The sequence below is a fragment of the Flaviramulus basaltis genome, from assembly GCF_900114265.1.
GTDB lineage: Bacteria > Bacteroidota > Bacteroidia > Flavobacteriales > Flavobacteriaceae > Flaviramulus > Flaviramulus basaltis.
This window is the reverse complement of record NZ_FPKV01000003.1, coordinates 208,475-221,964: the sequence shown is the minus strand read 5'-3', so window position 1 is coordinate 221,964 and position 13,490 is coordinate 208,475. Positions and strand designations below refer to the sequence as shown.

At 31.4% G+C, this 13,490-nt stretch carries 11 protein-coding genes and 1 tRNA gene; all 12 read right to left on the bottom strand.

Annotation, left to right across the window (positions count from 1 at the left end):
• Positions 1-113: 113 nt before the first annotated feature.
• Positions 114-917, bottom strand: a complete 804-nt coding sequence (locus BT151_RS13265) for a hypothetical protein (RefSeq protein ID WP_072402826.1) — start codon at positions 915-917, stop codon at positions 114-116.
• The gene (locus tag BT151_RS13260) at positions 914-2,143 is read right to left on the bottom strand and encodes a phage integrase SAM-like domain-containing protein (RefSeq protein ID WP_072402825.1); all 1,230 of its coding nucleotides are present in this window, start codon (positions 2,141-2,143) and stop codon (positions 914-916) included. The genes BT151_RS13265 and BT151_RS13260 overlap by 4 nt, the downstream gene beginning before the upstream one ends.
• Positions 2,144-2,443: 300 nt before the next feature.
• Positions 2,444-2,517: transfer RNA gene (locus BT151_RS13255), tRNA-Arg, on the bottom strand.
• Between the two features lie 8 nt (positions 2,518-2,525).
• Positions 2,526-2,975 carry a GatB/YqeY domain-containing protein gene (locus BT151_RS13250; protein ID WP_072403167.1) on the bottom strand — a complete coding sequence of 150 codons (450 nt, stop codon included), beginning with the start codon at positions 2,973-2,975 and terminating at the stop codon, positions 2,526-2,528.
• Positions 2,976-3,120: 145 nt separating this feature from the next.
• Entirely contained in the window at positions 3,121-5,103 is a 1,983-nt protein-coding gene (gene ftsZ / locus BT151_RS13245; protein WP_072402824.1) for a cell division protein FtsZ, read from the bottom strand.
• A 57-nt stretch (positions 5,104-5,160) separates the two neighbouring features.
• Entirely contained in the window at positions 5,161-6,477 is a 1,317-nt protein-coding gene (ftsA, locus tag BT151_RS13240; protein ID WP_072402823.1) for a cell division protein FtsA, read from the bottom strand.
• 3 nt (positions 6,478-6,480) lie between these two features.
• Positions 6,481-7,173 (bottom strand): cell division protein FtsQ/DivIB, encoded by a 693-nt coding sequence (locus tag BT151_RS13235; RefSeq protein WP_317041245.1) that lies wholly within the window; start codon positions 7,171-7,173, stop codon positions 6,481-6,483.
• Between the two features lie 16 nt (positions 7,174-7,189).
• Positions 7,190-8,542 (bottom strand): UDP-N-acetylmuramate--L-alanine ligase, encoded by a 1,353-nt coding sequence (gene murC / locus BT151_RS13230; protein WP_072402821.1) that lies wholly within the window; start codon positions 8,540-8,542, stop codon positions 7,190-7,192.
• Complete coding sequence (gene murG, locus BT151_RS13225) at positions 8,539-9,639, bottom strand: undecaprenyldiphospho-muramoylpentapeptide beta-N-acetylglucosaminyltransferase (RefSeq protein ID WP_072402820.1); 1,101 nt, start codon at positions 9,637-9,639, stop codon at positions 8,539-8,541. Before murG ends, murC begins: the two co-directional genes overlap by 4 nt.
• Positions 9,640-10,833, bottom strand: coding sequence for an FtsW/RodA/SpoVE family cell cycle protein (locus BT151_RS13220; RefSeq protein WP_072402819.1), 1,194 nt, complete (start codon positions 10,831-10,833; stop codon positions 9,640-9,642).
• Positions 10,834-10,916: 83 nt separating this feature from the next.
• The gene (gene murD / locus BT151_RS13215; RefSeq protein ID WP_072402818.1) at positions 10,917-12,248 is read right to left on the bottom strand and encodes a UDP-N-acetylmuramoyl-L-alanine--D-glutamate ligase; all 1,332 of its coding nucleotides are present in this window, start codon (positions 12,246-12,248) and stop codon (positions 10,917-10,919) included.
• Complete coding sequence (gene mraY / locus BT151_RS13210) at positions 12,249-13,490, bottom strand: phospho-N-acetylmuramoyl-pentapeptide-transferase (protein WP_072402817.1); 1,242 nt, start codon at positions 13,488-13,490, stop codon at positions 12,249-12,251.

Here is a 13,490-nt window from a genome sequence, read left to right as displayed (position 1 = left end):
GTGGGGGGGGTTAAAATTGTTTTTTTAGTTTCAGTTTCCATAAGTTTTTATTTGAAATTACTTGAATTCAAATTTCCGAAAAAAAACTACCAAAACATGGAACAAAAAACTGACTAGGACAAAATTAATCGTTCTACTTGCTTAATCTTAAATCGTCTTAAAGTTTTATATTCTTTTATTCTTTCATCAGTATAGTCTATTATACTTTTTTCCCTTAAAACTATTTCTAACAAATCATAAAATTCAACTTTAAAGTCAGGCTCATAGAACTTAATGAATCCAACTTTTTTGTTAAAATCAACTAAAAACATATATAAATTATATAATTCATTTTTATGAGAATATTTTATCGTGTGCGCTATTGAAGTGAATGGATTCTTTTCAGAAATATTGATTTTATAATTTGGTATTTCTTTTTTAATTAATTCAAAAAGATTTTGATTTTCCTCTATTACTTCTTTCAAAAATGGAGGAAAATTAAGGTTGTTTATTTGTCGATTCACTCTACCAGCAATGGCCGCCAGATCCATGTTAAAATCCAATGCCATTTTTTCCTTAATTACAGACGAACTATGTAATGTATAAAAACCCCATATAGTTTCATACGGGTATAAATATTTTGTTTCTTCTTGGTATTTATCTAATGAATTAAAAATGTCCAAATAACAAACAAAAATTTTAGGTGTATATTTTACCAAACCCAAATTCTTAATTACACTTATAACTTCATCATCTTTATAAAAAGATAAATAGTCTACATACTTACCAATTGCAACAAATCGTTGCAATTCATTAAGTTTCAAATACTCCTCTTTATGATTCTTTAAATGATTGATGAATTGACTTTTGTTCGGTTGTAATAAGTCAAAAGTTTTTTCCTTAAACTCTTCATTTAGGATTTTAAGTTTATCCTTCATTTTAATAGTTTTTTAAAATGTTTTTGTAACTTCTTTTTGGCATCCTTTAAAATATTATCGCTAACATTAAAATAATGGCTATCAATATCATTACTACTGGTGTGCCCCATTAAGCTTTTAATAACTAGACTTTCCCTTATCTCAGACTCAAAAATAGATTGCCTAAAGAAGCGTCTAGCCGTATAGGTGCTAAGTGAAAAATCAACTCCAGTTTTAGCTGCTAAGATTTTTAGGTTTAGATTCATTTTATCCAAACTTCTTTTAGGTAAAATTCTATCCTCTGGAGTATCACCATTATACTTTTCAATGATTCGCAAAACTTGCTTTGGTAAAAATTGCTTAGTCTGTACATTTGATTTTTTTCTATTTAATTGAATTATTTCACCCTCAGTTTCCGACTGTTTTAAATCAATTGCGTCACAAAAACTTAATCCTGTGTAACATAGAAATAGAAAAACATCCCTATACACTTCTAAAGTACTGTTTTTTGACAAATCCAGTTTTGCTATTTTAATAAAATGTTCATTCGACAAACGCGGTTTGTCAGCCTTTTTAAATGGAACTTTAACACCAATAAATGGGTTGGTTGTTATACGTTCCTCAAATAGTAGTTTACTAAATATAGGCTTGACATTCTTAACAATTGAATTAACTGATTGATTATTCATTCCGATTTTGTCTTGCTTTGGAAATGGTGTTTTAAGATAATCGATAAACATTGAAACATGAAGCTTTTTAAAGTCCTTAACACCCAAACAATCAAGTTTTTTATACTCTAAAAAGTTACATAGATGATTGATTGATTTTTTATAGTTTCTTTTTGTCCCTGGAGCCTTATCAACATCCGGAAATATAACTTTATCATAAAATTGATTGGCTGCATCTATAACTGTAATATTCTCGTTCTTTTCTCTTGAAAGCAAATAGTCGGTAATTTGGTGAGGTCTCACTTCTGCCATTTTAGTAATATGGGTACGCAGATAGTTATGAAATTCGTTTTGTATTTTATTAAGCAAAATATTGTGCTCAAGTAAATGCTTTTGTTTTGAACTGAATCGTTGCATATCTTCATCCCAGTTTTTAATATCTTTACAGCTTATTTTTGTGGTGCTAATTTTACCCTCTGATTTTTTAAGATTGTGAATAATACGCAGGTACATAGGATATCGTTTGTGATTCTCAATCTGCTTTGGGGTTTTAATGTAAAATTTCAATGTTGTTCCCATATTTTTAAATTTTGTTAAAGATTTAAATTTTTATAAAATATTTGTGGAACAAAAAATTGACATCAAATGAATTGTCATGAACTCAATTGAAATTAATCACCTAAACATTTTCGTTTTTAAGTGTGGATATTTCACACCTTTTCAAAATTTTAACATTTTTGTGAAATATTATTTCAAATGATGAAATAATAGTGAAATAAAAATGTGGTTTTAAACGAATATTAATGAACCCAACTGAAAAAAAAAACCCACAGTTCCTAAGAAACTGTGGGGTAATGAAATTAATTGAATCTGTTTTTGTGACCGCGAAGGGATTCGAACCCCCAACCATCAGAGCCGAAATCTGATATTCTATCCAGTTGAACTACGCAGCCTTTATTTTTTAAGCTAATTTTTGTCTTACTATTGTAGAAATGGTTTTCCCATCTGCTTTTCCTGCTAGTTCTTTACTAACAATCCCCATAACCTTACCCATATCTTTCATACCTTCTGCTCCTACTTCCTCGATAGTCATAACAACCACTTTTTCAATTTCCTCATCAGATAATGCTTCTGGTAAGAATTGGCTAATAACTTCTGCCTCATCAATTTCTGGCAAAGCTAGGTCTTTACGATCTTGTTCTAAATAAATTGCAGCACTGTCTTTACGCTGCTTAACTAACTTTTGAAGTATTTTAAGCTCTTGCTCTTCTGTTAAATCTTCTTTTGCACCACTTTCTGTTTGAGCTAGTAAAATAGCAGATTTTACAGCACGTAAAGCTGTTAAAGCAGTTTGATCTTTAGCCTTCATCGCTTCTTTTAATGCCGACATAACATCTTCTTGTAAACTCATTTTTTCTAATTTATTAGTATGCGAAGATACTAAGAAAAAAAAGATTCTTTTCTTAGCATTTACAACAAATTTCAATCAATAAAAAACCCGAAAAGGTGAGAGTTACATTTCGGGTTTTAAGTAAGATGGGGTAATTTATTAGATATTAATCTACGTTATCATGTAAAAACGAATTATTTGTTCTTACTTGAATATCGTCGTTATCATCTAATCCTACACTCGTTCTTGAGAAATCTGTTTCTGATGAATGTTTTGCATCATCTAATGCGATTCCCTGACGTTTGTAAGCTGGTACTTTTTCTATATCGTCAATTTTTGAGCTATTAAACTTATGATTGAAATCCTTCATTTTACGTCTTCGTTCATCTGCTCTTTCTTTAAGCATTTCAGAAATTGGCATATCCATAGGATCAATCTCCTCGGTAGCTTCTTCTATAACTTGTTTTTTAACTATTTTCTTTTCAAAAACAATATCTTGATCTACTTCTTCTAAAACTTCTTTTGTTTTTGTCTCCTTTTTATTAATTGAAGATTCTACTTCTATATAATCATCAAGTGCATATCGAACATCGCCTTTCTCATTGGTTTCTGTTACTGTTATTAACTCTACATAATCATTTACTGGTATTTTTTTAATCTCTTCATTTAAATCATGAGAAATAATATCTTCTTTTATTTCTTCTTTATCTTCACTTTTATTAACAGATAATGGTAAATCGAAAGTTAATGTAATTTGTTTTTCTTCTTCAAAATCATCTGACACAACTTCAATATCATCTACCTCTGTAGCCATTCTAGTAACTGGCTTAATAATGAAATCTTCATCATCTTCAATATTAGCGGTTATTTCATTATATACTACTTCAATGTTTTTAATAAGCTCTGATGTTGGTATTAAATCGATATTTTCAGTAGGCCTAGTAAGTTTTTGCTTATTAATAAAGCTTTTTTCTAAATTACTTAACTCATCTTCATTAGTATCCAAATCTAAAGTGTGGCGAACAACTGGCGTCTCTTTTTTCTCCTCTAATTCAATAATTGGTGCAATAATTACAGGTTCTTTTTCTTTTGCATCTAAATCCAAATCTTCACTAAGTGAATGCACCACCTTTTTAGTTTCAGTATTTGAAATTTCATCTTGCTGCTCTACATTAAATCCTGTTGCAATAATAGTTACCGCAATAGATTCTTCTAAGGCATCGTCTTCACCAACACCCATAATAATATTAGCACCATGACCAGCTTCACTTTGAATATGGTCATTAATTTCACCTATTTCATCAATAGTAATTTCATGAGAACCAGAAACAATAAGCAGCAATACATTTTTGGCTCCAGTAATTTTATTATCGTTTAATAATGGTGAATCAAGCGCTTTACGAATGGCTTCGTGTGCACGATTTTGACCTGATGCCAGTGCAGACCCCATAATGGCCGTTCCACTATTACTTAATACTGTTTTAGCATCACGTAAATCGATATTTTGTGTATAATGATGTGTAATAACTTCGGCAATACCACGAGCAGCGGTAGCTAACACCTCATCGGCTTTAGAGAATCCTGCTTTAAAACCAAGATTTCCATAAACCTCACGAAGTTTATTATTATTTATAACAATTAATGAATCTACAACATTTCTTAATTTTTCAATTCCTTTTTGAGATTGCTCAATACGCATTCTACCTTCAAATTGAAATGGCATAGTAACAATGCCCACTGTTAAAATGTCTAAATCTTTAGCCATTTTAGCAATAATGGGTGCTGCTCCAGTACCTGTACCACCACCCATACCAGCAGTGATAAAAACCATTTTGGTATTTGTGTCAAGCATTTGAGAAATATCATCAAAACTCTCAACTGCTGATTGTTCTCCTATATCTGGATTTGCTCCTGCTCCTAAACCTTCTGTTAAGTTAACACCTAACTGAATTTTGTTTGGAACTCCACTGTTTTGAAGTGCTTGTGCATCTGTATTACAAACGTAAAAATCTACGCCTTTGATGCCTTGTTGGAACATGTGATTAATAGCATTACTACCACCACCGCCAACACCAATAACTTTAATAACATTTGATTGATTCTTAGGTAAATCAAATGCGATGCTTTCGAATTCTTTTTTGCTGCTCATAAATTCTATTTTACTGGGGTTTTATACTTAATATTTTTAATTCTATGGATTATTTAATTATTCTGCGTTGTCTAAAAAATCTTTAACACGATCTGTTAATTTATCTAGAAACGAACGTCTTTCCTTAATTGGTGGTTGTTCTTTAACTTCCTCATCATCACTTGGCTTTTCTTCTTCATTTACAACATTTTCTTGTTGCTCTAATTTTTTTCTATCTTGACGTTTTAAACCATCTAAAACCAAACCTACAGCTGTTGCGAATAAAGGGCTTGTAATATCATCATCACTATCGCCAGCTAAATGTTCGTTTGGATAGCCTATTCTAGTATCCATACCTGTTATATATTCCACCAATTGCTTTAAATGCTTTAGTTGGCTTCCACCACCTGTTAAAACAATACCTGCAATAAGTTTTTTCTTTTGTTCTTCGTGTCCGTAATTTTTAATTTCAACATAAACCTGCTCTACAATCTCTACAACTCGTGCGTGAATAATTTTAGACAGGTTTTTTAATGTGATTTCTTTTGGTTCTCTACCTCGCAAACCTGGAATTGAAACAATTTCGTTGTCTTTATTTTCACCAGGCCACGCAGAACCGAACTTTATTTTTAGTAATTCAGCTTGTTTTTCTATGATTGAGCAACCTTCTTTTATATCTTCAGTAATCACATTTCCTCCAAAAGGAATAACTGCTGTATGACGAATAATTCCATCTCTAAAAATAGCCAAATCTGTTGTTCCTCCACCTATATCAATTAATGCTACACCAGCCTCTTTTTCTTCTTGACTTAAAACTGCATTTGCACTTGCTAGAGGCTCTAAAGTAATGCCTTCTAAATTTAAACCTGCACTTTGCACACAACGTCCAATATTTCTAATAGACGATACTTGCCCAACAACCACATGAAAATTCGCTTCTAAACGACCTCCATACATACCAATTGGTTCCTTTATTTCAGCTTGACCATCAACTTTATATTCTTGTGGTAAAACATGAATAATCTCTTCACCTGGAAGCATTACCAACTTGTGTACTTGGTTTATAAGTCTATCAATATCATCTTCATCAATAACTGTTTCAGAATTTGATCTGGTTATGTAATCACTATGTTGTAAACTACGAATATGTTGCCCTGCTATACCAACCGTAACATCTTCAATTTTCATTTCTGCAGCAACTTCAGCTTCTTGAACTGCTTGCTGTATAGACTGAATAGTTTGTGTAATATTATTTACTACACCACGGTGAACCCCTAAACTTTTAGATTTACCAATACCTAAAATTTCGACCTTTCCGTATTCGTTTTTACGACCAATCATGGCCACAATTTTTGTGGTTCCTATGTCTAATCCTACTGCTAAATTATGCTCCATGGTTTACGTTTTGGTACATATTACTTGGTTTTCAAACTGTAAATTAACTTTACTATAATTGTTAAGTGTTTTTTCTTTTAGGCTTTTTTGATAAAACGCTTTCAGGTTATTTATTTTTTTATCTATAAAATTCACATCTCCTAATTGCACTATAAAATCACACTGTCTTAATCGCAAATAAATTCCTTTATTCATGTCTTGATGAATTTCAATAACATGCTTTTTCAAGAATTCATCTTCTTTAATTTTTTGTGCTACTTTATAGGCACTTTTTAAATTGTTTTTTTCAACATAACCAGTAACTAATGGCACTCTAGCTGAATAATTACTTGACAGAGGCATATAAAAACCTTCGTCATCAATGTAATAAGACGCATTTGTACTAACTCTAGCAATAGGTGTTTTTTGTTCAATTTCGGCGTTAAGCGTACCATTTACAGCAACATACACTTCTGCCTTTTTAATCATTAAATTAGATTTTAGGGCGTTTTCTAATACATTCAAATCTAAAGTTTCTTTAGCTACATTTTTAACACTACCATAATTTTGTATTAACAATTTACTAACAGTTTCGTTGGTTATAAAAAGGTTATTTTCTCCAATAAATTTAACGTTAGGTTTTGATATTTCTCTTTCTGCATTTCTGCCTGATGCAAATGCAAATAAGAAGACTACCAAGCCTAATAAAACAATCATCTTTATGTAGTTCCAATTAACTCGCAATGCTTAATTTTTTTTTAATGTGTTTTACTTCTTCTCCAATATCTCCTGCACCAATAGTTAAAATAACTTGCGCATTACTCAATTGAATTTGAGATATTAAATCTTTTTTGTTTACTAATTTTTTATTTTTATTATTAATTTTATTTAATAACCAACTTGAAGTCACACCTTCTATTGGCAACTCTCTCGCTGGATAAATGTCTAACAATAGTACTTCATCAAACTGAGACAAGCTTTTAGCAAAATCGTCAATAAAATCTCTTGTTCTACTATATAAATGTGGTTGAAAAATGGCTAATACTTTTTTGCTTGGATACATTTCTCTAACTGCTTGATGGACGGCATTAATTTCTTCTGGATGATGCGCATAATCATCAATAAAAACTAAATCTTCAGTTTTAATTTGATAAGTAAATCTGCGCTTTACACCTTTGTATGATGCTAATGCTTTGGCGAGCTGTTGATGAGGGCACCCATACTCTACAGACATCGCCAAGGCTATTAATGCATTCGACAAATTGTGTCTACCAGGTAGGTTAAATTGTAAATTTTTAAGTGTTGTTTTTGGTGTTTTCACATCAAAAACATAAGTACCATCTTCTATTTTTATATTTTGGACTGAATAATCTGAATCATCTTCAATACCATAAGTAATCCCTTTAATTGGCAATCCGTTTTTAACGAATAATTTTCCGTTAGATTTAACCTTTTTAGAAAATTCTTCAAATGCTTTTTTTAACTCTGAAGCATCTCCATAAATATCTAAATGATCTGCATCCATTGATGTAATACATGCTATATCTGGAGATAGTGTTAGAAAAGAACGATCAAACTCATCAGCTTCAACTACTGAAACTTCAGTGCCATTTAATATTAAATTAGAATTATAATTTTCGCTAATTCCACCTAAAAACGCAGTTAATGGCACATTACATTCATTCATTAAGTGCCCAAGAATACTTGTTGTAGTTGTTTTACCATGGGTTCCTGCAACTGCCAAACAAAAAGTATTTTCGGTTATTATTCCTAAAATTTGCGAACGCTTTAAAATATTAAAACCATTGTTTTTAAAATAAGTTAACTCTAAGTGATTTTTAGGAACTGCTGGTGTATAAACAATTAGCGTGTTTTCAGGATTTAAAAATTTTGCATCAATACTCGCAACAGAATCTTCAAAATGCACTTCAATACCTAAATCCAACAAACTATTAGTAATATCTGTTTGGGTTTTATCATAACCAGCCACATGTTTTTTATTGGCATTGAAGTAGCGTGCCAAAGCACTCATGCCTATACCGCCAATGCCAATAAAATAGATGTTATGTATACTGTTTAAATTCATTTACTTTTTTTGAGAAGTTTTTCAACTTCGTCTGCTATTTGTTTTGTTGCGTTTACTAAGGCTAACTTTTTTATATTATCCCCCAATTCTTTTTGCTTATCTGGAAATGCAATAAGTTGAGAGAAGTTATTTTCAAAATCTGCATCTAAATCTTCTTCTTTAATAATCAATGCAGCATCTTTATCAACAATAGCCATGGCGTTTTTTGTTTGATGATCTTCTGCTACATTTGGAGATGGTATAAAAATAACTGGCTTACCTACAATACAAAGCTCTGAAACCGAACTAGCACCAGCTCTTGAAATAACAATATCTGCAGCTGCATAAGCAAAATCCATATTGTTCAAAAACTCATAAACCTGAACATTATTTGTATTATTGTAAATTTTATATTGCTGGTAATATAACTTACCACATTGCCAAATAATTTGAATATTTTGAGTGTCTAAAAAATCTAATTCTTTTTCAATAAGTTGATTTATTCGTCTTGCCCCTAAACTACCACCAATAACTAATAACGTATGTTTCCCATTTTTTAAATTGAAAAAATTCTTAGCTTCAATTGTTTTTGTATCAATATCAAGTAAACCTTTGCGTACTGGGTTTCCTGTTTTTATAATTTTATCTTTTGGAAAAAAACGTTCCAAACCATCATAAGCAACACATATTTTTTTAGCTTTTTTCGCTAATAATTTATTAGTAATACCAGGATAAGAATTTTGCTCTTGTATTAAACTTGGAATATTTTTTAAAGCAGCCATTTGCAATAATGGACCGCTCGCAAAACCACCTGTACCTATGGCAACGTCAGGCTTAAAAGATTTTACGATTTTACGAGCATTCCAAAGGCTACTAATCACTTTAAAAGGAAAAATTAAATTCTTTAATGTTAGTTTTCGCTGAATTCCAGAAATCCAAAGTCCTTTAATATCATATCCAGCTTGTGGCACTTTTTCCATTTCCATTCTATCTTTTGCTCCAACAAATAAGAATTCAGCATCTGGAAAACGTGATTTCAACTCATTTGCAATGGCTATAGCAGGATAAATATGACCTCCTGTGCCGCCTCCAGATAATATGATTTTATAGTTACTCATTTATATTGCTTCAGATAAAATTTCTAATGGATTATCTTCATTTATTTCTTGTTCTTTAATCTCTTCGCGTTTTGCGCTAACACTTAATATAATTCCTATTGCTAAACAGGTCATCCAAATTGATGTACCACCACTACTAATTAATGGTAATGTTTGACCTGTTACCGGAAATAATTCTACAGCAACCGCCATATTTATTAACGCTTGAAATACTATAGGTAAACCAACCCCTAACACCAAAAGTTTACCAAATACGGTATCTGATTTTTGGGCTACAATCACAATTCTAAATAATAACCACAAGTATAAAATCATGATTACAAAACCACCTATTAACCCATATTCTTCAATAATAATGGCAAAAATAAAATCGGAAGAAGATTGAGGTAAAAAGTTTTTTTGCATACTTTTCCCTGGACCAACTCCTTGAATTCCTCCAGATGCAATGGCTATTTTTGCTTTTTCTATTTGATAATCGGCTTCAGTATCTTCAGGGTTTGAAAAACTTTCAATTCTACCCATCCAAGTATCAATTCTATTAGGCATAGCATCAGGAAATGCTTTTGCTATTAATATAAATAACGTTAAAACCAAAATTCCAGAACCTATTATAACTGCTAGATAACGCAAAGGATATCCTCCTAAAAAAACCAACATAATCACCATTAAAAACATAATTGCAGATGTTGAGAAATTAGCTGGAAGTATTAATATCAACACTAAAAATACTGGAATCCAAAGTGGTAAAATAGATTCTTTAAACGTAATAGCTTTATCTTGAATTTTAGACATATATCTTGCTACATATACCATAAGAACAACAGCCGCTAAAGTGGACGTTTGAAAAGACATTCCAACTATTGGTATTTGAATCCATCTACTTGCATTAGCACCTTCAATGGTGGTGCCTTGTAACATGGTCATACCCAACAAAACCAAAACTATTGGAATCATGACTAATGATAATCCTCTAAAATATCTATATGGGATTTTATGAACACCATACATGATTACAAACCCTAAAAACAAATGCATAAAATGCTTTACAAAAAACGTGAAGGTATTACTACCGCCGCCTTTATAAGCTAAATTACTTGCAGCACTATACACTGGTAAAAATGAGAGTATTGCCAATAAAGCAACTATCGCCCAAATTAACCTATCTCCTTTTATGTTTTTAAATAGTGTTTGCATTTTCTGTTTTGTAATTCTGCTCTCCGATACAGAATCAATTTTTATTGTTTATGTATTCCGCATCAAGTACGAAATAATTATTATTATAAATTTCTGACTGCATTTTTAAATTGACGTCCTCTATCTTCGTAGTTTTCAAATAAATCAAAACTTGCGCAGGCAGGAGACAACAAAACATTATCCCCAGCTTCAGCAATTTTATAAGCAATCTTAACAGCTTCACTCATAAATTGTGTTTCAACAATAACATCAACCATACCACCAAAAGTGTTCATCAACTTTTCATTATCAGCACCTAAACAAATAATTGCTTTTACCTTTTCATTTACAAACGAAAAAAGCTCTGCATAATTATTCCCTTTATCTGTTCCACCAACAATCCAAACCGTTGGCGCATCCATACTTTCTAAAGCATAATAAGTAGCATTAACATTGGTTGCTTTTGAATCGTTTATGTATTGCACTTTATTAATTTTAAGAACTTGCTCTAGACGATGCTCAACACCTTGAAAATTCTCTAAGCTTTCACGAATTGTTTGTTTTCTTATTTTTAATAAATGTGCTACCGTTGAAGCAGCCATGGCATTTTTAATATTGTGTTTTCCCTCTAATGCTAGATTTGATGTTGGCATAATTATTTGATTGTTATCTATTGTTATTTTAATGTCTTCTTTATCTAAATACGCGCCGTTTTCTATGGTCTTTACTAACGAAAATGGCAATAATGTGGATTGAACTGGATTGTTTTTTAAATGATTTACTATCACTTCATCATCAGCATCATAAATCAAATAATCATCTTTGGTTTGATTCATAGCTATTCTAAATTTAGATTCGATATAGTTTTCAAATTTGTAATCATATCTATCTAAATGATCGGGCGTGATATTTGTGATTACTGCAATTTTTGGTTTAAAATCTTTAATATCATCTAACTGAAAACTGCTAATCTCTAACACGTAATTCTCAAACCCCTTTTCTAAAACTTGCTTCGCAAAACTATCACCAATATTACCTGCTAAACCCACATTCAATTCCTGCTTTAAAATATGATGTGTTAATGTTGCAGTTGTTGTTTTACCATTACTACCCGTAATTCCAACTATATTAGCATTAGTAAATTTTGAGGCGAATTCAATTTCTGAAACTACCAAAATCCCTTTTTCATGAAGTTGTTTTATCAACGACACTTTATCTGGAATTCCAGGGCTTTTCATTACGATGTCTGCATTCAGAATTTTTTCTTCTGTATGCTTTTCATCTTCCCATTCAATCTCATTATGTATAAGAACTTCTTTATATTTTTCTTTAATTTTTCCTTTATCGGAAACAAAAACGTCGTATCCTTTTTCCTTTCCTAAAAGCGCTGTACCTATACCACTTTCTCCACCACCAAGAATTACCAGCCTTTTCATTTATCTAATTTTCAACGTCACTATTGAAAGTATTGCCAGCAAAATGCCAACAATCCAAAAACGTGTTACTATTTTACTTTCGTGATATCCTAATTTTTGATAGTGATGATGCAATGGTGACATTTTGAAAATGCGTCGCCCTTCTCCAAACTTTTTTCTGGTATATTTAAACCAACTCACTTGCATAACCACCGATAAATTTTCTGCTAAAAATATTCCGCACAACACTGGTATTAACCACTCTTTACGAACTGCTATAGCAATTACAGCTATAATTCCGCCAATAGTTAAACTTCCGGTATCGCCCATAAAAACTTGTGCTGGATACGTGTTGTACCATAAAAACCCAATAAGCGCACCTACAAAAGCAGCTATATATATTGTGATTTCACCAATACTTGGGATATACATAATATTGAGGTAATCTGAAAAATCGATACGCCCAGAAACAAAGGTGAATATGCCTAATGTGAGTACAATTATTGCCGAAGTTCCCGCTGCCAAACCATCAATTCCATCTGTTAAATTAGCTCCGTTTGAAACGGCTGTAATTATAAAAATGGCAACTAGAACAAAAATAATCCATGCATATTTCTTTAAATCTGGGCTAATCCAAGTTATAAGGTTCGCATAATCAAATTCATTATTCTTTACAAAAGGTATGGTTGTTTTAGTAGATTTTTCTTCTGCTTTAAAAAGTTTAGATGGCAATATACTTGGGTTTTCTGCTAACAATTCTTGTTGCTGCTTAAGTGGGAGTTTTTCCTTTATCGTTACATCTTGATGAAAAAACAATGTTAGACCAACAATTAATCCTAATCCAACTTGACCCGCTATTTTAAAACGTCCTTTTAAACCCTCTTTATCATTTTTGAACTTCTTTAAATAATCATCAATGAAACCAATAGTTCCCATCCAAAGCGTTGTAACCACTAAAAGAATAATGTAAACATTTTCCAGTTTTGCCAATAAAAACACAGGAATCAATGTGGCTAAAATGATAATAATACCACCCATTGTTGGTGTTCCTGCTTTTTCTTGCTGACCTTCTAAACCTAAATCTCTAATAGTTTCGCCCATTTGCTTTTTAGCCAAAAAGCGAATAATTCTTTTACCATAAATTGTAGAAATTAACAGCGATAAAATCATAGCAAAAGCAGCTCTAAAGGTTATAAACCCAAAAAGAGATGCTCCGGGGAATTGGAACTGTTTTTCTAAATATTCAAATAGGTAATACAGCAT